Annotated in this window: 16 protein-coding genes; 11 read left to right on the top strand and 5 right to left on the bottom strand. The window is 61.0% G+C overall.

Annotated elements, in window-relative coordinates; genetic code table 11:
• Positions 1 to 70 precede the first annotated feature (70 nt).
• Positions 71 to 5,575 (bottom strand): ATP-binding sensor histidine kinase, encoded by a 5,505-nt coding sequence (locus tag ACH79_RS06500; RefSeq protein WP_161850271.1) that lies wholly within the window; start codon positions 5,573 to 5,575, stop codon positions 71 to 73.
• 508 nt (positions 5,576 to 6,083) lie between these two features.
• On the bottom strand, positions 6,084 to 6,962 hold the full coding sequence (locus ACH79_RS06495; protein ID WP_161850270.1) for a GNAT family N-acetyltransferase: 879 nt from the start codon (positions 6,960 to 6,962) through the stop codon (positions 6,084 to 6,086).
• 395 nt (positions 6,963 to 7,357) lie between these two features.
• Here ACH79_RS06495 and ACH79_RS06490 point away from each other — a divergent pair, with 395 nt between their 5' ends.
• From ACH79_RS06490 to ACH79_RS06480, 3 genes are all read left to right on the top strand, one after another.
• Positions 7,358 to 8,281: a glyoxylate/hydroxypyruvate reductase A gene (locus tag ACH79_RS06490; RefSeq protein WP_161850269.1), complete on the top strand. Its 924-nt coding sequence runs from the start codon at positions 7,358 to 7,360 to the stop codon at positions 8,279 to 8,281.
• Between the two features lie 12 nt (positions 8,282 to 8,293).
• Positions 8,294 to 8,650 carry a cupin domain-containing protein gene (locus ACH79_RS06485; protein ID WP_161850268.1) on the top strand — a complete coding sequence of 119 codons (357 nt, stop codon included), beginning with the start codon at positions 8,294 to 8,296 and terminating at the stop codon, positions 8,648 to 8,650.
• Positions 8,651 to 8,862: 212 nt separating this feature from the next.
• A complete protein-coding gene (locus ACH79_RS06480) occupies positions 8,863 to 10,320 on the top strand; it encodes an NAD-dependent succinate-semialdehyde dehydrogenase (RefSeq protein ID WP_161850267.1) in 1,458 nt (485 codons plus the stop codon).
• Between the two features lie 134 nt (positions 10,321 to 10,454).
• Here ACH79_RS06480 and ACH79_RS06475 read toward each other — a convergent pair whose 3' ends face one another.
• Positions 10,455 to 11,144, bottom strand: coding sequence for a haloacid dehalogenase type II (locus ACH79_RS06475; protein ID WP_161850266.1), 690 nt, complete (start codon positions 11,142 to 11,144; stop codon positions 10,455 to 10,457).
• 340 nt (positions 11,145 to 11,484) lie between these two features.
• Here ACH79_RS06475 and ACH79_RS06470 point away from each other — a divergent pair, with 340 nt between their 5' ends.
• Positions 11,485 to 12,861: an aspartate aminotransferase family protein gene (locus ACH79_RS06470; RefSeq protein ID WP_161850265.1), complete on the top strand. Its 1,377-nt coding sequence runs from the start codon at positions 11,485 to 11,487 to the stop codon at positions 12,859 to 12,861.
• A gap of 13 nt (positions 12,862 to 12,874) precedes the next feature.
• On the opposite strand, the gene ACH79_RS06465 is transcribed toward ACH79_RS06470, so the two are convergent.
• Complete coding sequence (locus tag ACH79_RS06465) at positions 12,875 to 13,351, bottom strand: Lrp/AsnC family transcriptional regulator (RefSeq protein WP_161850264.1); 477 nt, start codon at positions 13,349 to 13,351, stop codon at positions 12,875 to 12,877.
• A gap of 114 nt (positions 13,352 to 13,465) precedes the next feature.
• Positions 13,466 to 14,791: an FAD-binding oxidoreductase gene (locus ACH79_RS06460; RefSeq protein WP_161850263.1), complete on the bottom strand. Its 1,326-nt coding sequence runs from the start codon at positions 14,789 to 14,791 to the stop codon at positions 13,466 to 13,468.
• A 678-nt stretch (positions 14,792 to 15,469) separates the two neighbouring features.
• Between ACH79_RS06460 and ACH79_RS06455 the strand changes: the two genes are divergently transcribed.
• The 7 genes from ACH79_RS06455 to ACH79_RS06425 all read left to right on the top strand — a co-directional run bounded on the left by ACH79_RS06455 (position 15,470) and on the right by ACH79_RS06425 (position 24,390).
• On the top strand, positions 15,470 to 17,161 hold the full coding sequence (locus tag ACH79_RS06455) for an ABC transporter ATP-binding protein (RefSeq protein WP_246738450.1): 1,692 nt from the start codon (positions 15,470 to 15,472) through the stop codon (positions 17,159 to 17,161).
• Complete coding sequence (locus ACH79_RS06450) at positions 17,158 to 18,825, top strand: peptide ABC transporter substrate-binding protein (RefSeq protein ID WP_161850262.1); 1,668 nt, start codon at positions 17,158 to 17,160, stop codon at positions 18,823 to 18,825. Before ACH79_RS06455 ends, ACH79_RS06450 begins: the two co-directional genes overlap by 4 nt.
• A gap of 72 nt (positions 18,826 to 18,897) precedes the next feature.
• Entirely contained in the window at positions 18,898 to 19,848 is a 951-nt protein-coding gene (locus tag ACH79_RS06445; RefSeq protein WP_161850261.1) for an ABC transporter permease, read from the top strand.
• A gap of 38 nt (positions 19,849 to 19,886) precedes the next feature.
• The gene (locus tag ACH79_RS06440) at positions 19,887 to 20,765 is read left to right on the top strand and encodes an ABC transporter permease (RefSeq protein WP_161850260.1); all 879 of its coding nucleotides are present in this window, start codon (positions 19,887 to 19,889) and stop codon (positions 20,763 to 20,765) included.
• A 63-nt stretch (positions 20,766 to 20,828) separates the two neighbouring features.
• Positions 20,829 to 22,139: an FAD-binding oxidoreductase gene (locus ACH79_RS06435; RefSeq protein WP_161850259.1), complete on the top strand. Its 1,311-nt coding sequence runs from the start codon at positions 20,829 to 20,831 to the stop codon at positions 22,137 to 22,139.
• A gap of 181 nt (positions 22,140 to 22,320) precedes the next feature.
• Positions 22,321 to 23,193 carry a GNAT family N-acetyltransferase gene (locus ACH79_RS06430; protein WP_161850258.1) on the top strand — a complete coding sequence of 291 codons (873 nt, stop codon included), beginning with the start codon at positions 22,321 to 22,323 and terminating at the stop codon, positions 23,191 to 23,193.
• Positions 23,194 to 23,220: 27 nt separating this feature from the next.
• On the top strand, positions 23,221 to 24,390 hold the full coding sequence (locus tag ACH79_RS06425) for an alanine racemase (RefSeq protein WP_161856242.1): 1,170 nt from the start codon (positions 23,221 to 23,223) through the stop codon (positions 24,388 to 24,390).
• Positions 24,391 to 24,450: the final 60 nt, after the last annotated feature.

The raw sequence follows: 24,450 nt of genomic DNA, 5'->3' as shown, positions 1-24,450 counted from the left end.
AAGCAGATCACAGTCGGTCCATCAGGTCGGCTTGTGGTTTTGGGCAGTGTGCTTGCGCATCCGAGCCTGGTCAGAGTCCGCCGCCAGGATCCGCCGGCAACGTGAACTGAAAGACGGCGCCGCTGGGCTCATTGGCGCTCGCCCACAAGCGTCCGTTGTGGGCCTCGATAATGGAACGACAGATCGCCAAGCCCATGCCCAGGCCGTGAGGCTTGGTGGTGAAATATGGATCGAAAACATGCGTGAGCATCTGTGGATCGAGGCCGGGCCCGGAATCAGCAACCCGGACGAGCACGGAGTCCGATCCGACCGAGGCGGTGGTAATGAGCAGGTCTCGCGCCCTGTCAGCGATCGTGGCCATTGCCTGGATCGCGTTGACAACGAGGTTGAGCAAAACCTGTTGTAGCTGCACACGATCGCCCTCGATGAGCGGCAAACCGTCCGCAAGTTGCGTCTTCACCGAAATCCCGTTTTTGAGTGCCTCGCCACCGGTCAGAACAATCACCTCATCGATCGCCTCGTTGAGATCGAGGTGCTCCTTGCGCGGCGGCGCCTTCTTGAAGAGTGCGCGAAGTCGGCTAATCACTTCGCCGCTGCGATACGCGTCCTTGACGATAGCCTCTAATGATGTTCGCGCTTCTTCGAGATCAGGCGGATTCCGGCGGAGCCAGTTCAAGGCCGCGCTGGCGCTGATGGCAACAGCGCTGATAGGCTGGCTGACCTCATGGGCGATCGAAGAGGTGAGCTGACCCATGGTTGCGACCCGGTTCGCGTGCGCCAGCTCAAGCTGCATTTCCTGATAGCGCCGCTCGCTCTCGCGCGCTTCAGCTTCCGCCCGCTTGCGTTCTGTCAGATCGAGCACGAAGGAGACGTTTTGATCAGGAGAACCCGCCATCGCGGCTGAGCCGACCAGCACGGGAATTCGGCTGCCGTCCTTTCTGAGGAACTCCTTCTCGCGGGGCGCAACCTCTCCCGACAGACGAAGTTGATCAATCCGCTGTACGTCGCCAATTTCGTATTCCGCCGGAGTCATCTCCTTCCAGCTGGCCGCTCCGGACACCAATTCCTCCCTGGAGTAGCCGGTCATGGTCAGGAAGGCCTGGTTGGCGTAGCTGATGTTACCGTCTGCATCCCAGAACAGGATCCCAATGATGTTGGAATCGACGAGTCGTCGAATGCGCGCCTCGCGTTCCTGCAGATCGCGGTAGAGCAGGGTGTTCTCAAGCGAAATCGCGGCTTGAGCTGCCAGCATTTCCAGCACCGCGACACGGTCGGGAGTGAAAGCGTGCGTGGTCAGGCTATTCTCGAAATAGAGCAACCCGATCAGCTTGGCCTGCTTGATCAGTGGGAGGCACATGATTGATCTGGGGTGCCGGCGACTCATATAGCCTGCGTCGCAGAGCGGATCGGGCCGCGACGCGTCATCGATGATGACGGGCTTTTGCGTGCGAATGACATAGCGCAGCAGCGCCTCCGGACAATCGGGACCAGAGACGGGCGCCTCGCGCATCGCGATCGTGAACTCATCGCCGCTCGACTGGCCCTCCGCCTCGATCCGGAAGTCGTCCTGGCGTGACAGGATCAGCAGGCCGCGATCCGCGCCTGCATTCTGCAGCGCGATCTTCATCAATGACTCGATGAGCCTCGGTAGCTCGATCTCGCTCGATACGGCCTGCGACGCCCTGACGACAGCAGTGACGTCCGGTTGCGGGACCGGGCCGCTCGCCTTCGCGACGGCGCTGTCGTCTTCCACCACATGCAGTCGCGGGTAAAGTCGCTCGAGTTGCGCCACCTTGGCATCGGCACCCCAGCGGAGATATCCGTAGTGCGCGTCGCGCAGATAGGCATTCGCGATCTTTTCGAACCCTTGCGCTGCATAGAACCGTCCGGCGAGCTCGTTGGCAACTGCCTCGTTATGGAAAAAGCCGCTCGTGCGCGCTGCGGCGATGGCCCGATCGTAGCAACGCATCGCATCGAGCTCGCGGCCTGCGATGCGGGCGATCTCCGCCTCCACGAGCGCCGCACGGTCCGCGAAGTCCCCCGGGCAGATGCGGGTCCATTGCTGAAGTTGATCGTGATGGGGTGCCATGGCTTCGAGACGCAGGGCGCGCTCCTCGGCGCAAGCTGAATCGCTGTGCGCCGCCTGTGCCAGCGCGGCATAGAAATGCAGCTCCACCCGCTCGAACAGCGCCTTCGACGTCCACAGCAGCCCTTCCGCCTTCGCCGCTGCCGCGATGGCGGTCGGATCGTCGGCAAGGACGCGCGCCTGCAGCTTGCGGATCCAGTACCAGTAGCCGGCATGCACCAGCTGCGGCTCCGACTCCAGACGTCGCTCGAACTCCGCCTCGCTGAAATCGTCGTCATCGAAGCTACCGAATTTGGCCGTCAGGCCGCGCAGCATCCGGACCAGTTGGAGCTGCCCGATGATCCTGGCGACGGCAAGGTCAACGCGCGCCCGGCGCGCGAAGTCGATGCCGGCCTCGGCCTCCCGCTGCACCTCGGCGAGCGGATCGCCGCAGGCAAGAAGATGCGTCATGAGGTGGTGGCGGCTAAAGCTCGCATAGTTGAAGTCGCCGTCCTGCTGCGCCGCGTCGAAGGCCCGCCGCAGCAGCGGCCGCCCTGTCCGGACATGGCGTGTCCAGCTGCCGAAGCCGAGATAGACGCGCGACTTGAAGCGGTCCAATCCGTATCTTTCGACCAGGTCAAGGCCGAGCTGGGTGAAGCGGTAGCCCGCCTCGTAGTCGTGAAAGTCAGGCCCAAGCACGGTGCCGAGTAGGATATAGGCGAGGCACGACGCATCGGAGTTGCCGAACTCCAGGCTTAAGTTCGTCATGCGCGCGATGATGAGGCGGCGCAGGTTCTCGTCGATGAACCATGCGGGCGACACCAGCACGGTAAGGACGTCCATGGTGCCGCGTGCGATCGGATCGGTCATCCGGGGCAGATCCAGCAGCGCCTCGATCGCGCGCTCACCGATGTGCCTCCACATGCGCTCATACTCCCGCGCGACCTCCTGCGATGTCGGCTGCGTCGGCCAGGCGATGCCGACACGGCGCAGATAAGCGAGGCCGATTTCGATGTCGCGGTCATTTGGTTCCATCTGCAGTCGGGTGACGGCGGCCAAGTCGGGAAGGCTAGCGGCACGGCCCGCCAGTTCGGCAAGGCGGGCTTTGGCGGCGGCGTGCTCGCCGGTCACGAATTCGCACTCCGCACGTTGCAAGGCCAGCTCGAAGCTGAGCGTGTAATGCCGCTCCCAACGGTCCTTCGACAGCATCGCGTCTCCGGCGCTGAAGTGGGCGAGCGCCATGGCGAAAGCCGTTGCCGCCTTGGCGCGCCGGCCGGCCAACAGGTTCAGCTCAGCCAACTTCTCCCGCTCTTCCGCCTCGGTAATCAAGGCAGCGCCGCGATTGAGCTGGCTCGCGATTTGGAAGACCTTTTCCTCAAGGGCTTCCGGTGCTGTCCGCGCCGCGAGTAGTCGGCCGATCCGCAGATGGGCTGCCGGCCGCTCGTGCTCGGGAATCAGCGCATAAGCCGCCTCCTGGAAACGGTCGTGAACGAACCGATAAGCACCTGGCTGCGGCTCGACAAATTCCTGATGAACGGACGGCCACAGAGTGGCATGGAGCTGCTCCTCCGGAATTCCAAGCACGATCGAAAGCATCGCCGTCTCGGCGATGTTGCCGAGGCAGGCCATTTGCTGCACGGCGGTCTGCGTCGCGGCCGGAAGGCGGGTGAGCTTTCCGAGCATGAGGTCCACGACGTTGTCGGTGTATCGCTTGGCGTGAATACGATCGAGATCCCAGGACCAGCAGGCCGTGTCGTGGTCGAAGGCGAGCAGTCCCTCTTCAGCGAGCGAGAACATGAACTGAATGGCGAAGAACGGATTGCCGCCGGTCTTCTCGAGCACCATCTGCGTGAACGGCGCCGCCTGCTCCGGCGCGCAGCGAAGCGCGTCCGCGAGCAACTGCCCGAGGTCCTCCCTGCCGAGCGGCGCAAGCGTGATCTGCGTGACCGCTCCACCCGCGGTGTTGATGACGTCGAGCATGCGCGTCAGGGGATGAGAGAGGTCGACCTCGTTGTCCCGATAGGCGCCGATCACCATGAGGTGCTTCAGATCCGCCCGCGTCAAAAGATCCTTAAGCAGGTCGAGCGTCGCCGCGTCGAGCCATTGCAGATCGTCGAGGAACAGCACCAGCGGATGCGCGGGGCGGGCAAAGACGTCGATGAACCGCTTCAACACCTCCTGAAAACGGCTTTGCGCCTGCTGTGGTGGAAGCTCCGAAACCGGCGGTTGTTGGCCGACAATGAGCTCGAGCTCGGGGATCAGGTCGACCATCAGCTGTGCATTGGGGCCGAGCGCCGTCAGAAAGTCGCGGCGCCACCTGCTCAGCTCCGCATCGCTTTTACCAAGTAGCGGTCGAACGAGGCTCTGGAACGCCTGCGCGAGCGTAGCATACGGGATATCGCGTTTGTGCTGGTCGAATTTGCCTGATGCAAAAAGGCCGCCAGAGGGGACCTGCATCTTGTGCAGTTCATTGACGACCGAGGATTTGCCGATGCCAGAATATCCCGAGACCAGCACCAATTCCGGCACGCTGCTCTCGACGATGCGGCCGAAACAGGCGAGTAAGGTCTCGACTTGGTGCGACCTCCCGTACAGCTTTTCGGGAATCAGCAGCCGGTCGGGGGCATCGTGCTGTCCGAGCGGGAAATCGTCGATGCGGTGCTGACGCTCCCACTCTGCAAGACAGCGCCGCAGGTCCCGCTCGACGCCGGCCGCGGTTTGGTAGCGTTCCTCGGCCATCTTGGCGAGCAGCTTCATGAGAATTCGCGAAACCACGAGTGGGATGTCTTCAAACTTATCGCATGGCGGTGCCGGCTTTCTGGCGATATGGCAGTGCACCCACTCCATCGGATCGGTCGCGGTGAAGGGAAGCGAGCCGGTGAGCATCTGGTAGAGCGTGATGCCGAGCGAATACAGGTCGCTGCGGGAGTCGATCGAGCGGTTCATGCGCCCGGTCTGCTCTGGCGCCATATAGGCAAGCGTCCCCGCGATGGATTCGGGAGGCGCCGGAGACTGTCGTTCACGCGGCCGGCGCGACGCAACGCCGAAGCCGGTGAGCCGCACGCTCGTCTGGGTGCGATTCACCAGGATGTTGGCAGGTTTGATGTCCTTGTGCACAAGACCGCGCTGATGGACCTTACCCAACGCTGCTGCGATCTGGACGGCGACGCGCAGGAAGTTCCCCATCTCCATTGGCGCGTCCATCAGCCTGGTGAGCAGCTCGCCGCCGAAATCTTCAAGCACAAGAATGGTCCGGGTGTGATCCTGCAAGAGTTCCAGCGGCTTCGCTGCCCAGGCGCCGTCCAGCTCGTTTATCAACCCGAACTCATGTGTGAGGCGATCAAGGCTCTGCGGATTTGGATGCTCCGCTGCCGGCAGCACGGCCAGCACGATCTGGCGCTCGTCGTCGCCGCTTTCACGGCAGGCACGGCACAGCAGAATGCCTTCCTCTTCACGCAGGACCTGCGCACCATGGGCCCAGCCTGCGCCCAAAAACGAGCAAGGGATCATCTCGGTAAACCATGCGCGCCGACCCGAGCCGAAGCAGACTCGTCCGTCGCTCCGCGTCACCCCTTTTGAAGCCGCCACTTTGCGGCATTGCGTCGTTAGCAGATCTCTGTATTCAGCAGATCTCTGTATTCGCGCGTGCTGGCTAGGAGATACCGGACGAGCGCGCCTTTATCCCGTCCGGGTTCAATTGGCTGTATCGCCAGCGCATTCAAAAACGTATCACTTGGCTCTATTACGTCAACTTGCTACGTCGCAAGCCAAGGCAAATCAAACTCGAAGCAGCGACGGGCTGCGTATCCTACAGTAGCAGTGGTCCGCTTGCAGCTTTGTAACACCTTTGAGCGTAGCTTCATACGAATGAAGACGGGCACTGAGGATCAATCGGATGCCCGTCGTAAAATGGGAGCAAAGCGGACTGCGAGTGGAGTGGAGCTAGTTCCTGCTGACTGCGGACGGGAAATAGGTTGCGTATCACTACAGACCCCTTCTCGTCCTATGCTTCACAGCTTCAGCTCAACGCGTGGCCGGCCAATCCGTAAACCCACGGTTTGTCATCTTCTCGGTTCAGGAATTGCTTGCCCTTGGACATGGTCGTGACGGTGTCGTTCATCCCGAGGCGGCTTTGCTGAAGAAAGTCGGCAAAGGGACCCGTCCGCTCCCGCGTATCGACGCGGGCGAACCGTCCCTTGAGTTCCTTAAGATGCGCGGCTGTAAGATGGATTGCGTCACAATCATTGCTAGCGACGATGGGACCGATCACATGACCGCGCCCAAACTCGCGCTTCATGGAATAACCGACGGTCTCGCCGCCGCGGCTCAGGACGAAGATTGACGCACCATCCGAAAGCAATGCAAGCAGCTTCTGACGGTTAGTTCCGAACGCGCGCTCGTCCAATGCTGCAATCTCATCAACATTCTCGGCTGGCAGAGGCTTCAATTCCCCGTCCAGAACTGGCACCGGTGGGGATGGTAACACGACCTCTCCCTGCCACTGATACACAACCGCTTCCTTCCTGAAGCCCAGCGAAAGATACAGATGATAGGCAGCATCGGTTGAGTTGAGGGTTAAGTTCCGGTCGCCACACCGCTCGAACACCTGCTCCATGAGCCATCGCCCTGTACCTTGTGCCTGGGTGCGGGGCGATGTGATCACCAAGCCAATGGTCGCGAATTCGGGGCCATGTGGGAACCACATCGCGCTGCCAAAGACGCGTCCTATGCCGTCAACGGCTACGATGCCATGACCCGCGCGGCGCAAGAAATCCCAATCCTTGGGTCGATGCGGCCAGCCCACCCCAGTCGAGAGCGCGTGGAGCAGTGTCACATCAACGTCGTTGATGTCCTTCGCGGCCAGTTCAAAGGACTTCACACGTACCGTTCGTCCCATTCAGATCATCCGTTCCTTCAGCATGCCAAAGCCTACGGCATATCGCTCCGTAGATCTTCTGCTGCGTTACCGCACAAGGCGTGTTTTGCAGCAGCATAGAGCGGAAGGCCAGCAGGTTTCGCCTGTTTGGTGGCCGGTATTCGGAATGTTCAGCCTATAGCGCAACCCAATTCAGCAGGGAACGCTCCAGCTTGCAGTTAACCTCTGAATATCCGGGGATAGGACAGGTTGGGTGAATGCAATGAACGTTGAAGGATTCCGTGCAAGCCTCGTCGCATTTCCGACCCCCCGAGGTATGCAAAGCCGCGCCGTGGTCCGTCGGGTACGCAACTATTGCCAGGCTGCCGCAGGGATTCAGCGCCCGGCACCCCCGGCGAGGACATGAGAGGAATACGATGGCGTTCCTCTTCAATTCCGATACCGCTCGGGGTGCAATTTTTCGCCAGGCCTTTGCGCGCGAGCTTCCGGATCTGGAATTCTACGATTCTAGTGAATGTATAGACCCGGAAAAGGTACGCTACCTGCTGACCTGGAACATGCCAGACGATGTCTCGCGCTTTCGTAATCTGGAAGTGCTCTTTTCCCTCGGCGCGGGGGTTGATCAGTTCAGGCCGGAGGCGATACCCGGCCACGTGAAGCTCGTGCGCATGGTCGAGGATGGCATAACACGCATGATGCAGGAATACGTCGTCCTTGGCGTGCTGACGCTTCATCGCGAGATGCTTGCATATCGGGAGCAGCAGAGAAGGGGCCTATGGCAAGCTCTTGCAACGTCCCAAGCGACCGACCGGCGCGTGGGCTTCCTGGGCCTCGGCACACTGGCGCAAGCTGCGATCGATCGTCTGAAGCCGTTTCGATTTCCCCTTGCCGCTTGGAGCCGAAGCAAGCAGGTGGTTGAGGGTGTCACCTGCTTCCATGGCGAAGATCAGCTTGGGAAATTCCTGCAAGGAACGGATATCCTCGTCTGTCTTCTCCCGCTGACGGAGCAAACGAGCGGCATCCTGAACGCAAGGCTCTTCTCGCTTTTGCCAGTGGGAGCGAGGCTGCTGCATGTCGGCCGCGGCCCGCAGCTTGACCAGGACGCACTCATCGAGGCGCTCGACAGCGGGCAGCTTGCGGCAGCCATGCTTGACGTCACCGATCCCGAGCCGCTGCCAGAAGGCCATCCACTCTGGTCCCATCCGAAGGTGATCATCACGCCGCATATCGCGTCCGTGACGCAACCGCATACGGCAGCAGAAGCCGTCATAGAAAACATCCGGCGCCACCGCGCCGGCAGAAATCCGGTCGGCCTTGTCGATCGAACCCTCGGCTACTAACAGGAAAATGCCATGTCACTTCTGATCAGCATCGACATCAATCCGGACTTCGCACCGAAGAACGCTGTGCCCGATGCGGAACGGCTCATTTCAGGCAACCCATCATTCAAGACCTGGGCGCAAGACGCTTCGAAGGGCGAAAAGGTGCTGACCGGCGTCTGGGAAGCTACGCCCGGCGAGACCCATTCCATCAAGGGCACCACCTTCGAATTCTGCCACATCATCTCGGGCCTCATCGAAATCGAGGAAAAGGGTGGTGAGACGCGGAGGTACCGCGCAGGCGACAGCTTTGTGATGAAACCTGGCTTCGTCGGGATCTGGCGTACGATCGAGACCGTGCGAAAGATCTACGTCTGCCATTACGACTGAGCGCGATGCTCGGGATCGGCCCCGATAGGCAGCCGTCAGAACAATCGACGTTCGAGGCCGCGTCTGACCAGATTGAACGACCGTCAGACCATTCATTCTCAATGAAAAATGCGGCGTGCGATCCTGTATTGCTCGGATGAGCCGCCTTGTCTCGCCAATTGCAAATCCAGGCAGCGATGGCGGGGTTGGCCCAAAGGCAAAGGAATAAGTCCATGATAGCATTGAAGGACAGAGAACTGTTTCGCCAACAGGCGCTGATCGGTGGCAATTGGCGGGATGCGAGTACGAAAGCCACCGTCGATGTCATCGATCCCGCCAGTCAGAAAGTGCTTGGCACCATCCCCGACATGGGGCTTGACGAGACCAGGGCAGCAATCAACGCCGCGGCCGCTGCGTTCAAGCGTTGGAAGGCCAAGGCTCATGCGGAACGTGCAGCGCTGTTGGAGCGCTGGTATGAGCTCATGCGGCGCCATGAGCGGGATTTGGCGCTTCTGCTGACGCTGGAGCAGGGCAAGCCGCTTGCTGAATCGCTCGGGGAAATCCGCTATGGAGCCTCCTTCGTCAAATGGTTTGCGGAAGAGGCGCGGCGGATCAACGGATCAACGATCCCTTCACCCACTATCGATCGCCGCATTTTGGTGCTGAAAGAGCCGGTGGGCGTCTGCGGGATCATCACGCCCTGGAATTTCCCGAATGCGATGATTACGCGCAAAGTGGCGCCTGCGCTTGCCGCGGGCTGCACCGTGGTCATCAAGCCCTCTGAATTTACGCCCTTTTCAGCCCTTGCAATCGGTGTTCTGGCGGAGCGGGCGGGAATTCCCGCGGGCGTGATCAACATCGTGACCGGCATGCCGGCGGAAATCGGCAAGGAGCTGATGGCCAATGAAGCCGTTCGCAAGATTTCGTTTACCGGATCGACCCGCGTGGGCGCACTGCTGATGAAAGGCGCCGCCGACAATATCAAGAAACTCAGTCTCGAGCTTGGCGGCAACGCGCCGTTCATCGTCTTTGACGATGCCGATGTCGACCGGGCCGTCGAGGGCGCGATTGCGTCGAAGTTTCGTAATGGGGGCCAGACGTGCGTCTGTTGCAATCGCATCCTGGTGCAAGCAGGCATTTACGACGCCTTCGCACAGAAGCTCGCCAACCGGGTCGCGAAAATGAAAGTCGGCGTCGGTACGGAAGAGGGGGTCGAAATCGGACCGATGATCAATGGCTCGGCGATCGAAAAGATCAAGCGGCATGTCACGGACGCGCTGGACAAGGGCGCGAAGATCATCGCGCAAAGTGAAGCGGTGCCGGAAGATCGGCAATATGCCCGTCCTGTCGTGCTCGGTGACGCCTCGACTGAGATGCTCCTGGCTTCAGAGGAGACGTTTGGACCGGTCGCGCCGCTGTTTCGATTCAAGACCGAGGACGAGGCCATTGCGATCGCAAATGGCACGCCGTTCGGCCTTGCCGCCTATTTCTACACGGAGAACCTGAAGCGGTCGTGGCGTGTTGCCGAGGCGCTCGAATTCGGCATGGTGGGCCTGAACACCGGCCTGATCTCGACCGAGGTCGCGCCTTTCGGCGGTGTAAAGCAGTCGGGACTGGGACGTGAAGGCTCCCAGCTCGGGATAGAGGAATATCTCGAAACTAAAACGCTTCACGTCGGCGGGTTGGAATAAGCGTCCATTGGACGAGTGGCCGAAACAAAAAAAGGGGGCGGTCGAATGCCCCCTTTTTCCTTCACAGCGCATCGATCCCTGTTGAAGCTCTCGAAGGAGTGAAGCGCAACGAGAGAACCTGAGAGAAATTGCGCTCACGCACTCTTGCGCAGGGGCTCCAGGCCGACTGCCGCAGCCAGCCCGTCGATGCCAGCGACCTCGGTGTATTCATAGAAGGGGTTGGCGGGCTCATGACCCCGGTTCACCCACACCTTGCTCTTGATGCCGAGGTCGTAAGCGGTCATCAGGTCGTAGCGGAAGGAGGAGGAGACGTGGGTGATATCTTCCGGGCCGCAGCCCAGCTTGTCCAGCATGTACTCGAAGCCCTTCATCTGCGGCTTATAGGCGCCGGTCTCCTCCGCCGTGATGACCATGTGGAAGGGAGCGCCGAGCTTCTCCGCATTCGACATGATGAGGTTCTTCATCGAGTTCGACAGGATGACCAGCGGAATCTCCCTGGCAACTTTGGCCAGACCCGCCGGGACGTCGGCATGTGGACCCCATGTGTGAATCTCTTCATTGATGCGCTGGGCGTGCTCGGGCCGAAATACAACACCGTTGCGCTTGCACGCGCGCTCCAGCGCATTGTGCACGACCTCGAAGTACGGCTTCCAGGCGCCGAGAACCTCGTCCAGGCGATAGGCTGAAAAATCCTTGATGAGCTTTGCCATCGCCGTCGACGAGAGCTCGGCGCCATAGATTCTCCTTGCGGCGCCGGCCATGTCGAAATTGGTCAGCGTGCCGTAGCAGTCGAAGGTGATGTATTTAGGTCTAAACGTCGCCATGGCTCGTATCCTTCCGTCCTCACGCACCGCTTGCCGGTACGACAAGCATCATAATGAGCAGCCCACGAGATAAAGCACCGCAGTCGCGGAGCCCGGGAGCATATTGTGTCGTATCGGATTGGAGCTTTGGCAGAGAGTTGCGCGAAGAGGGACGCGTGGGAGCGTCAATTGCCGCGTGTCGTCAGCACCGGCATAAGATGCCACGTCAATCGTCAACGAAAGTCAAAACTTCCTCCACCTGTCTCCTGCTTAGGAGGAACTGCTGTCTTCGACATTCTACTTTGGGTCCGAAAACGTCAGGGTGTCCGCAACTCGCATTGGGATCGATCCGGAGGACAACATGCTGAGCAATTCGCTGATTGAACTCGACCGCGCGCATCTGATTCACCCGGTCTCATCCTATCACAGCCATGAGGCGCAAGGCGTGCGGGTGCTGAAATCAGCAAAGGGCGCGACGCTGACCGATGTCTCCGGGCGCCAATTGCTCGACGGCTTTGCTGGTCTGTGGTGTGTCAATGCCGGCTACGGACAGGACAGCATCGTTGAAGCGGCGACGAGACAGTTGCGCGAGCTGCCCTATGCCACGGGTTATTTCGGACTGGGCTCCGACCCGGCTATCCGGCTGGCCGCCAGGCTGGCTGAACTGGCGCCCGGTGACCTGAACCATGTCTACTTCACTTTGGGTGGCTCCGATGCCGTCGACAGCACGATCCGGTTCATCCGGTACTATTATCATGCCCAGGGGAGGCCACAGAAGGACCAGTTCATTTCCGTCGAGTATGGCTACCATGGATCGTCGACGGCAGGGTCTGGCTTGACCGCGCTGCGGGCGTTTCATACGGGTTTTGGAGTACCATATAGCTGGCAGCACAAAATTCCCTCGCACTATGCCTATCGCAATCCGGTTGGTACCCATCCCCAGGCGATCATTGCTGCGTCGGTCGCGGCCCTGCAGACCAAGATCGCCGAACTGGGCGCAGACCGCGTTGCGGCCTTCTATGTCGAGCCGATTCAGGGTTCGGGAGGCGTCCTCGTTCCGCCGCCGTCGTGGCTGAAAGAAATGCACGCTGTTTGCAAGGAGCACGATATTCTGTTCGTTGCCGATGAGGTCATTACCGGCTTCGGCCGTGTCGGTCCGCTCTTCGCCTGTGAGGAAGACGACGTCGTGCCGGATCTCATGACCACGGCAAAAGGACTGACCTCCGGCTATGTGCCGATGGGGGCCGTCCTGATGTCCGACCGCGTCTACAACACGATTGCCAATGGTGCCGGCAAGACGGCCGTCGGCCACGGCTACACCTATTCCGCACATCCTGTCAGCGCAGCCGTCGGGCTTGCGTGCCTTGACCTTTACGAAAATGGCTTGCTGGAAAACGGCCGGAGGGCCGGGCACCGCCTGATGGAAGGTCTTCGCGCGCTGGCCGATCATCCCCTTGTCGGCGATGTCCGCGGTCGTGGCATGCTGGCCGCAATCGAGCTTGTCACCGACAAGGAGCGCAAGACGCCCCTGCCGGCGGCGGCCGACCCTGCGCGCCGCATTTTCGACCGCGCATGGGACAACGGCCTCGTCATCCGCGCCTTTGCCCAGGGCGTGCTGGGCTATGCGCCGCCGCTCTGCTGCACGGCTACGGACATCGACGGCATCATTGAACGGACTAAGACCACGCTCGACCAGACGCTCGAAGACAGGGACGTCCGCGCGGCGATGAAAGGATAATCACTGCTGTTCATTAGCTATTGAAGATGCTTTCGAGCGGCAGATGGGATTTCACGATGGGGGATTTCAGCACGACAAAGCTGAAGTATTTGTCGATGCCGATATCCATCTCCACGAGGCGTTCCATGACCGCCTGGTATTCGCTAATCCCTGCGGTGATGAATTTTACCAGATAGTCGTACCCACCCGAAACGAGATGGCATTCTACGACGGAATCGATCTTCTCGATTGTCGTGAGAAAGCGAGCGAAATCGATCTGCCTATGATTCTTCAGGGTGATTTCGGCAAACACGGTCAGAGTTTGCCCGAGCTTGGACACGTCGATCTGGGCGGAATAGCCGGTGATGAAGCCCTCCGTCTGGAGCCTCTTGACGCGCATCAGACATGGGCTCGGCGAAAGGTTTATCAGCTCCGAGAGCTCGACGTTGGAAATCCGCCCGTTCTTCTGCAGTTCGCATAAAATCCGGATGTCGATCTTATCGAGCTTCATAGCAATGCCATGAGAGGTGGGCGATAATGGCGTCAATGCCTTGAGCCTTCAGCGTCATACGCGTTGTCATAGCATCAACCAGCATCTTTTCCCACCGGGACGGAAACTGCTTTTCTAGAACTCGCTGACCTTGCCCCAGGCGCTCATTTTCAGCCGCTCCGGCCTGTAAGGGCGGGGGTCTACGATCGGCTCGCTACCTGTAATGATGTCGGCGATCATATGTCCCGCGCCGGGACCGATCCCGAAGCCGTGGCCGCTGAATCCCGCTGCCAGGATGAAACCTGGAATCGACTCAACTTCACCGATTGCCGGAATACCGTCTGGCGTGCTGTCGATGTAGCCGGCCCACACGTTTGAGATTGCGACGTGCCCGAGTTCCGGCACGAGCTTGCTGGCTCGTCGATACGTCAGCCGAATCTGCCTCATATCGGGGTGAGGATCGAGCGTTCGGTTCAGCTCCATCGGGGTCACCTCGTCGAGCTTCCATTTCGCCAGCGACTCGTGACCTTGCCGCAAGCCTTCGAAGGCCCCAGGAGTGAGACTTCGCCACCGGCGGGCGAACATGGGCAGGAATTCGCGGCCGAACCTGAACTGCTGCGGCGTGGGGTCGACTCGCGCGCGCCCGCTGATTGCCAGCGTGTATCCGCCGTTGCCACGTCGCGTGAGCGACACGAGCCCCGCGTACAGGGCATCGGGCAGGCCGGCCGCGCCGGGAGCCAGGGCGAGAATGGAAGAGCGGACGGAAACCTGTGGGAAGCGAATTCCAAGCTGGTTGCAGAACGAAGAGGCCCATGCGCCTCCTGCCATGACCACCGTCTTCGTCCGAATCGTGCCCGCTTCAGTCACCACTCCGCTGACTCGGCCGGCGCTGAGCTCTATGCCGCGAGCCGCGCATTGCTGGTGTACCGTGCCACCTGCCGCCATGATCGCGAGCGCGGCGATCGGTACGGCCTTTGAAGTATCTGCCGTCCCATCGGTTGGAGAGAAGACGCCGCCTTTCCACTTGCGACCAGTCGCCTTGCCTCGCTCGCTCGCCTCTTCCGCGCTCAGCATATGCGTCGTAACGCCGGCGGTCCTGGCGAAGTCTCGCCACTTTGCCCAGCCGGCCAGCTCATTTTCGTCGTTCGACAAATACAACAGGCCACAGCGGCGAAAACCCGTATCCTCGCCGGTCTCCTGGGCAACTCGCTCCCAGAGATCGAGGCTTTTGGTCGCAAGCGGTAACTCGCGCGCGTCGCGGTTCTGTTGGCGGCACCATCCCCAGTTGCGGCTGGACTGTTCAGCTGCGACACGGCCCTTTTCCAGCAAGGCGATCTTGAGCCCGCGACGGGCGAGATAGTAGCTCGTGAACACGCCAACCACTCCGCCGCCGATGACGACGACGTCTGCCTCTTGAGGCAGGGATGGAGTGGATTCGATATGCATGAGCGGCGCGCTCATCGTGGGGAGCTCCGGTTGCTGCTGGATCGTAACCGAGAAATTGCGGCACGCTCCCGCGGACTTTCGCGATCGAACGGAATATCCTGCGGTTTGCTGCCTTCGGTATAGGCTATTATTGCGAGAATACTTCGCTAGCGCCGCATCTCGCAGCGCTGGAGCCCGACGCACACCCTCCGCAATCGGATCGGTCTTCCGTCGCGCGTGGGGCATACACCGGTCCATCGCGCCCGCCAACAGGCCTGGCGACGCAGACTGAAATGCCAAATCGGACTTCGTTTTCAGAAGTTCCTGCTGCCCGGATGCTGCCATTCGGCGACTCCAGGTTAGTTGAAGTCGTCAAACTCAGGAGAATAAGTCTCAATCGACGAGTCGAACTCCGTAGAGGCAAACTGCATGAGCCTTCCAGGAACAGACCTTCACGGAAGCGATCAAGCCATGAGGGCGACGCACTGTGAGCTTCGACTCGATGGAGGTAGCCGATTCGGCCGGCGCTGCAGTCTGAGCAGCAGCTCTTGCCTATTGCGCAAGGAGGCCTGAATCATGTCGCAGCCTCCGATGAGGGAATGGCAGGTTGAGCGGCGAATTGTTGAGCTGTCCAGGGTGCGTGGCGACGCAAGGAGCCAAAGATTCCGCCCGCAGCGGGATGACCGAACTCGGTTGAAAGGGGAGGATATTCTTATGGCCTCTGGCATCCACGCTATAGCCCCGGCCGATGTAGCGCTTTCGGTGCGCGACCTGAGCGTCAGTCTGCCGGGAGGAATGGAGCGGGCCTACGCCGTCGAAAACATCTCCTTCGATCTGAAGCGCGGTCAGATCCTCTGTATCATCGGGGAATCTGGATCGGGCAAGTCCGTCACCGCCAATGCGATCATGGGACTTCTGCCGAAGGTGATCCGCATTTCTTCAGGTGCGATCCACTTGGACGGGATCAACATCGTCGGCCTCTCGCCCGACAAGCTCCGCGGCCTGCGCGGCCGCGTCGTGTCGATGATCTTCCAAGACCCTCTCTCGGCGCTCAACCCGCTGATGACCGTCGGTGCGCAAATCGAGGAAGTGATGGCGGCGCACGACGTCGGGACGCCGAAATCCCGTCGCAGCCGGGCCATAGACTTGTTGATTGAAGTGGGCCTACCCGATCCGCAGCTCATGTATCACCAGTACCCATTCCGGCTTTCGGGTGGGCAGCGGCAGCGGGTGATGATCGCCATGGCTCTGGCACTTGAGCCCGCAATTCTGATCGCTGACGAGCCGACCACCGCGCTGGACGTGACCACCCAGGCGCAGATCCTCCAATTGATCCGCGACATCCAGCGCCGCAAGGGAATGAGCGTCATGTTCATCACCCACGACTTCGGCGTTGTAGCGGAAATCGCCGACTACGTCGTGGTGATGGAAAAGGGCCGTTGCGTGGAGCAGGGCAGTGCCGAGCAGGTCCTAAAGTCGCCCAACCATCTCTATACGCGACGCCTGATCGCGGCTGTGCCGCACCTGACCGGCAAGGACCGTGTTCCCTTGCAATCCGCGGACCGCGTGTCCATCCTGAAGGTTGAACGCCTCGCAAAAACCTACCGCAGCGGTAGCGCGCTGTTCGGCAAGCGGCGCATCGTGCCTGCGGTCAACAGCGTGACGTTCGATCTCACGCCGGGACGCACGCTAGGCGTTGTCGGGGAAAGCGGTTCGGGCAAATCATCGCTCGGACGGCTGCTGATCAAGCTCATGGCGTGCGACAGCGGCTCGATTGTGTTCGAGGGCCGCGACATCGCCAGGCTTTCGGAAGCCGAATTTCGGTCGCTGCGGCCAAAAATCCAGATGATCTTCCAGGATCCTTTTGCGTCGCTCAATCCGCGGTCGACGGTTGGGCACATCCTCACAGTCGGCCCGGTCGCGCATGGAATGCCCTATAGCGAGGCTTGTGAGCGGGCGCGGGAGCTTCTGTCTCATGTCGGCTTGGACTCAGGAGCCTTTGACCGCTATCCGCACGAGTTCTCCGGCGGGCAGCGCCAACGCATCGGCATCGCCCGCGCGCTGATGTTCAAACCGAAGTTGCTGATCGCCGACGAAGCGGTCTCCGCGCTCGACGTGTCGATCCAGGCCCAGATCTTAAACCTGCTGGACCAGATCCAGCGAGAGACAGGTGTCTCGATGATCTTCATCACGCATGATCTGCGTGTCGCCAGCCAGATCTGCGATGAAATCGCCGTCATGCATCGAGGGCAGATCGTCGAGCGCGGACCGCCGTCCCAAATCTTCCTAAACCCGAAATCCACCTACACTCGAGAACTGGTGGCAGCGATCCCCGGCGAGCAGCACGGGAGCATGCCTCAAGATGAAGGCCACGTCGGACACCACAAGGGAGGAGAGACGTTATGACCAAGCGTTCTGCGACTTCGAACTACTCGCGGCGCGATGCTCTGCGAATGGTGGCGATCGGCGGAGCTGCCAGCCTCTTCGCGCCAAATCTCTTGGGCAAGCCTGCCCTTGCTCGCACTTCTACGGCAAAGCCGACCGGCCGCGTGATCGTCGGACTCGGTCAAGAGCCGACTGTATTCAATCCGCTGATGGCACACATTGAAGTCGATGATGGCGTGCATTTCTCGGTTTTCGACGCGCTATTCCGCATCGATCCCCAAGGCGTCATTCAGCCCAACCTTGCCCTGGAAGTGCCGAACCAAAAGAACGGCGGTATTTCGGAGGACGGTCTCAAATGGCGAATTCGTTTGCGTGACGATGTCCGTTGGCATGACGGCAAGCCTTTCAGCGCCGAGGATGTGAAGTTCACCCTCGAACTGATCATGAATCCCAATTTCCGGAGTTGGCGCACGGCCGGCCATGCGCTCGTGCGCGACATCACGGTGATCTCGCCCACCGAGATCTCGTGGCGAATGGAAGAGGCCTTTGCGCCATACCTGTCGTTCCTGACCGAAACCTTCATCGTCCCCAAGCACATCCTCGAGAAGGAGGCCAATCCAAGCAACGCCGCCTTCAATCAGGCCCCGGTCGGCACCGGCGCATTCAAGTGGGGCAAGCGGGTCCCGGGCGATCATCTTGAACTCGTGGCTAACCTCGAATATTTCGGTGAAGGTCCTCACATCGAGAGGCTGGTCTTCAAATACATTCCCGATCTCACCGTCCTCTACACTCAGTTCAAGAGCGGCGATGTGGATCTCGTGGGTCAGCCCTACATTACCCCTGACCATTATAGGGAAGCCAAGACGCTGCCGAACCGCGTTGTGACCCTGGTCCCAAGGGCCTCATTCGAGTCCTTTTACCTGAACCTCGAGCGTCCCCAGTTCAAGGAACTTGCGGTTCGCGAGGCGCTCTACGCGGCGATCGACAAGGAGGCGATCATCCAGGGACTCTACTACGGAGTGCCGATGCCGACGGAGACCTTCATGCCGAAGCAATCCTTGTACTACAACCCCAACCTGCCGGCACACGAGTACAATCTGGACCGCGCGCGCAAGATACTCGACAAGGCCGGCTGGGTCCCTGGACGGGATGGCATTCGCGCCAAAGGTGGCGTCCGCTTGTCCTTCGCCAACTCGACCACGTCAGGCGATCCGCTTCGCGAGCAGGCGCAGCAGTTCCTTCAGCAGACATTTGCGCAGTTAGGCGTCGAGATGAAGATATCGAACTTGCCTGCCGCCGTGATGTGGGGCGAGTTCTGGCAGCAATCGCAATTCGATTCCGTGATAGTCGGCAGCACGTATCTGATCGGGGCCGACCCGGATGTTACCAATCGCCTTCACTCGCGTTCGATCGCAGCAAAGGGCGGGCGTGGTTCGAACAATGCGCAGTACGCCAATCCGGAAGTCGATGCGTTGCTCGACAAGGGAGCCCGAACCTTCGATCCGGACGCGCGGCGCGCGATCTATCATCGCGTTCAAGAGCTTGTCCGTCGGGACCTGCCCTTCCTTCCGCTGTACCAGAGCAATGCGGTCCAGGGCCAGAAGAAGGGGATTTCGGGCGTCGTGCCAAACGGCAACACGCGCACGGAATCCTGGAACGCGGTGGCGTGGCATTGGGCGAGTTGACGTACCGACGCCCGAAGCCGGCATAGCCGGGCGGCGACCGACTGGCACTATCAAGGCAGAATGGAGATTCGAATGTCGGGATTCCTGCTCAATCGTCTCTCGCAGAGCGTCGTGCTGCTGGTGATCGTCTCGATCATCGGCTTCACGGTTCTCAATCTCATGCCGGGCGGCCCTCTTGCGCAATTCGGGCTCGATCCCGGCATGACCCAGAAGGACGTGGAGCGACTTGCAGAGCAGCTAGGGCTGAACCGGCCGCTGTGGATTCAGTACCTCGACTGGGCTTGGCGGTTGGTTCAGGGCGACTGGGGACACTCCTTCCGCGATGGCTCTTCGGTGCTGGCGGTGATTGGTCGGCATCTGTCGGCGACGCTGCTGCTCATGGGGACGTCCACTGCATTGGCGATCGCGATTGGTTCCTGGATCGGCATCCGCGGTGCCACCCACCGCTATTCTCTCTTCGACTATTGCGCGACGGTCGGTGCCATGGTCGCGCTGTCGGTCCCGACTTTCTGGTTCGGCCTCATCGGCATCTACATCTTCACGCTGAAACTCGGTTGGGTACCTGCAGGCAACATGTACACGATCGGCGACGGCTCGGTGCTGGACTATCTGCATCACCTGATCTTGCCAAGCTTGGTGCTGTCGCTGGTTCATGTCGCGATCTGGAGCCGTTACATGCGCACGGCGACACTCGATGCGCTAAGCCAGGATTTCATCAAGACGGCTCGTGCCAAGGGCGTAAGCGAGCGCCGCATCTTGCTCAAGCATGTGGTCGGCAACGCGCTGTTGCCGATGATCACGCTGGCGGGGATGCAATTGCCCAGCATTCTGACCGGCGCATTGGTTACCGAGACGGTCTTCACTTGGCCGGGAATGGGTCGGTTGTTTCTCGATAGCCTCGGTTATAGCGACTATCCGGTCGTAATGGGCCTACTGATATTCTCGGCCATCCTGGTCGTGTTGGGCAACCTGATCGCAGACATCGTCATCGCTATCGTCGACCCGCGCATCCGCCTGGGCTGAGGCCGACGACTCACGCCTGTTTACAGGAGACAGCAGACATGACCGCCATTGCCGTGCACGCAACTCCAACCCGCTGGTGGCACAGCCGTGCGGTGTACCGCTTCATGCGCCATCATCTGGCACTCGTGGGGATCGCGATGATCACCCTGCTTGTGTTGGCGTGCGCACTCGGTCCCTATGCCCTGCCATACGACTCGCTCCAAATTGATCTGCGCGCCCGCTTTGCTCCACCTCTCAGCGGTAATCACTACTTCGGCACCGACCCGCTGGGGCGCGATTTGGCGGCGCGGCTATTGATGGCCGGGCGCGTCTCGCTGCTGGTGGGATTCTCGGCGATGCTGCTGTCGACGTTGATCGGCACGCTGGTCGGCGTGACGGCGGGCTATCGGGGAGGCTGGGTCGGGGCGGCGCTGATGCGCACGGTGGACGGCTTCCTTTCCTATCCCTCGATCTTCCTCGTCCTGGCGCTGGCCGCAACGCTGCGGCCCAGCCCGGTGATGATCACCGTGATCATTGCCGTCACGAGCTGGATGGAGACCGCCAGAATCGTCGAGGCCGAGGTCCGTTCGCTGCGGGAGCGCGAGTTTGTCCAGGCTGCGCGCATGGTGGGACTTAGCCGAAGGCATATCATGTTCCGCGAGATCCTGCCCAATGCGATGGGCCCAATCATCGTCGCCGCGAGCCTGGCGGTCGCCCGCGCGATTCTTCTGGAAGCCTATATCAGCTTCCTCGGCTACGGAATCCAGCCGCCGATGCCGAGCTGGGGCAACATGCTCAATGGCGCCCAGCAATATCTGGCCAGCGCTCCGTGGCTCGCCATCATCCCCGGTGCCGCGATTACGATTGCGGTGACGAGCTTCAACTTCATCGGCGACGGCCTGCGAGATGCCCTCGACGTTCGAGACGACCACATTTGAGCCCGAGCCAGCGCGACCGGGGCGCGGCGCCAAGCCACGCCTGCAGTAGGAGGAGCAAACGACATGCACGCGCCGCGAGTCGCCGAGAAGGCTACGCCCTATTGGTGGGAAGCCGCCCCGCTCAAGCCGCTACCTCAGCAACCGTTGCCCAAGAAACTCGACGTGCTGATCGTGGGCGCGGGCTATGCCGGGCTCTCGGCCGGGTTGGTGCTGGCGCGCGAAGGACGTTCGGTAGCTGCCTTTGATGCAATGGATCCAGGGGAGGGAGCTTCGACGCGCAACGGTGGAATCACGAGCGGAACAATTCGGCCGGATTACGCGACGCTCACGCGACGGTTCGGTGAAGAGAAGGCGCTGGCGATCGAGGCGGAAGGCAAGACGGCACGCGAATTCCTGTACGATTTTATCAAGACGGAAGGGCTCGCATGCGACTTCCAGCCGGTGGGGCAGTTCAAAGGCGCCTTCGGCTATGAACAATACGAAACGATGGCGCGCAGCGCGGAGAGACTGGCAAAGAAACTTGGGATCGAGGCTTATGCAGTTCCTTATGCTGAGCAACGCAGTTATATCGGCACCGACGTCTACCGCGGCGGCACGGTTCGGATGGACATCGGTGGGCTGCACCCGGCGAAATTCCATGCCGAACTCTTGCGGGTGGCGCTCGCTTCGGGGTTGACCGTCCACGCGCGAACATCGGTCGTCTCGATAGAGAGAGATGGCTCCGGATTCCGCGTCGTGACCGCAGCCGGCTCGGTGCAGGCGCGTCAGGTGCTGGTTTGTACGAACGGGCACACCGATGGGGCTGTGCCCTTCCTGCGCCGCAGGCTGGTCCCGGTCCGCAGCCGGATCATTGCGACCGAGGAGCTCGCGCCCGAAGTCATGGCGCGGCTGATGCCGAAACGCATGATGATCACCGAGAATCGAGAGGTCGGCTTCTATTACCGACCTTCACCCGACGGCAAACGCATCTTGCTCGGTGGCCGCGACAGCTCCCGCGTCGGCGATCCCGTCGCTCCGAAGCTGCTTCTGCGCGAGGGCTTGGTCAATCTGTTTCCGGAACTGGAGGCCGTTCGGCTCTCGCACAGCTGGTTCGGCAATGTGGCCATGAACCGTGACATGATTCCCCGTATCTTCGAGAAGGACGAGATCGTTTATGCTACCGGCTTCTGCGGTTCGGGCGTGGTCTGGGCGCCGTGGATCGGCATGCATGCGGCCCACAAGCTCATGGGGCACGACGAGCGGGCGCGCACTGCCTTCGACTTCCGGCCGCCGGCTTTCATCCCGTTCTATCGAGGCAATCCGTGGTTCATGCCTGCCTTCATCCAGGGCTATCGGATGCGTGATCGGATCGCGTTGTGGCGCGCCAGCCGCTGACAGCAGATCGGTCGTTCTGGCGCACCATCAATGAAATACTCTGCCGAACTTCGCTCTAGTCTGATTGCGCAATGCTGTCGGGCCCAAGGTACGTTGCTGACATGCGAGGATCGTCGGAAGCCCTCGCCCGCCGGGCACTGGCGAGTAGCCCGGCAACCCGAGGAAGAGACGTTGACCGATCATGACAAACGCAGCTCACCAGGCCGCAGATCACGACAATGAAGACGTGGTCCTGGTTCCTTTCGCGAAAGCGCATCTGGAAGGCGCCCTAAAGCTCTCGCAAGAGATGTCCTGGCCCTATCGGATCGAGGATTGGGAAGTCGCGCAGCAGTTGGGTCGGGGCTTTGTTCTGCAGCGCGCCGGTGTGGTGATTGGGACCGCGGGCTGGTGGCCCTACGGCGAGACCCATGCTTCAGCCGGGATGATCATCGTCGCCAAAGCCGCTCAGGGCCACGGTTATGGTGCGCGGCTTATGGATGCGTTGCTGGCGTCAGCCTATCCCCGAACCATCGTGCTGAATTCGACGGCCGAAGGCTTCACGCTCTACCAGCGCCGCGGCTTCGTCCCTATCGGGATAATCCACCAGCATCAGGGAATTCCCGGGGAATGCCATGAGGCGCCACAGTCGTGCCTCGTCAGGGCAATGGCTGCATCGGATCTCGAGACGATCGCACGTCTCGATCGGCAGGCCACGGGTTGGGAGAGGCGTCGGCTACTGGATCGGCTCGTCCAGAGCGGTGACGGTTATGTCCTGCTGCGTGACGGCATGCCTCGCGGCTACGCCATCTCCCGCCATTTCGGCCGCGGGCATGTCATCGGTCCTGTCGTGGCCGAGAGCCCGACCGATGCACGTGCGCTGATCGAAGCTGCGCTCGCAGCTCTCGGGCGTGCTTTCGTCCGGATCGACACCTCTGCCTCATCGCAGCTCGGAGAGTGGCTCGAAGGCATCGGTCTGCAGCAGGTCGGAGATGCCACGACCATGGTTCTGGGAACGCCGCCGCTGTCGACCGGACCAGCGCGGACCTTTGCGATCGCCAACCAGTCGTTCGGCTAGGGGGAGAGCGAAGTGCTAGGGCAGGAGATGCGCGGACCAAATATCCAGAACGGCGAGACAGCCGCAACGGTGGGGACGTTGGCAACTCCGGCTCTCCTGCTCGACAAAGACCGGCTCGATCGCAATCTCGCCCGTCTGTCCTCTCGTATGGCCGCGCGAGGCGTCGTGCTGCGTCCCCATATGAAAACCGGAAAATCCATTGACGTCGCCCGGCGCGCCTATTGGTCCGGGTTGGGGCCAATTACTGTCTCCACTTTGGCGGAGGCCGAGTACTTTGCACGGCATGGTTTCCGGGACATGACCTATGCCGTGGGTCTGGCACCGCACGCCGCCGACAGAGCAATGCGTCTACGGAAAGTAGGCATCGACCTCAAGGTGCTGCTCGATTCTTCCGAACAGGCGACGATGCTCGGCATGGCCGGTCGCATCGCGGGTGTGGCGCCGTCCGCCTTCATCGAGATCGACTGCGACGGTCACCGCGGCGGGCTGACCGCCACCGATCCCAAGCTCATCACGGTCGCGGCCGCCCTTGCCGAGGCAGGTGTAGAGCTCGCCGGCATTCTCACCCATGCCGGCGAATCCTACGGCCTCTGCACGCCCGAAGCCCTTGTCGCGGCTGCGGAGAACGAACGCGCCGTGGCCGTCGCTGCCGCAACGACGTTGCGCACGGCGGGGCATGAATGCCCTGTCGTGAGCGTCGGTTCGACGCCGACTGCTCATTTTGCCGAAGACCTGACCGGCGTTACGGAGATGCGGGCGGGCGTCTACATGTTCTTCGATCTAGTGATGCTCGGTGTCGGTGTTTGCACGACCGACGATATCGCGATTTCGGTGCTCGCCACCGTGATCGGCACGAAGCCGGAGAAGGGCTGGATTCTGGTCGATGCCGGCTGGATGGCCCTGTCACGCGATCGCGGCACCGCGGCGCAGCGGATCGACCAAGGTTACGGCCTCGTCTGCGATTTGTCCGGCAAGATCTATCCCGACCTCATCGTCGCGCAGGCGAGCCAGGAGCACGGCATCCTCGCCATCAGGCCCGGATCTGCCGAAGCTTTGCCGGATCTTCCTATCGGCGCGAAAGTCAGGATTCTGCCCAATCACGCCTGTGCCACGGCGTCGCAACACGAGTTGTACAACGTCGTCTCCGCCGGGAGCGACACAATCGAAGCTCAGTGGCCGCGAATGCGCGGCTGGTAGGTCGTCAAACAGAGTTGCGCCGTCACGATTTGCGGATGCCCAGCATTCAGATCGCGAGAA

Origin of the sequence: Bradyrhizobium sp. CCBAU 051011 (genome assembly GCF_009930815.1) — a bacterium.
GTDB lineage: Bacteria > Pseudomonadota > Alphaproteobacteria > Rhizobiales > Xanthobacteraceae > Bradyrhizobium.
The sequence above is the reverse complement of the archived record's forward strand: the minus strand, read 5'-3'. Positions and strand labels throughout refer to the sequence as shown.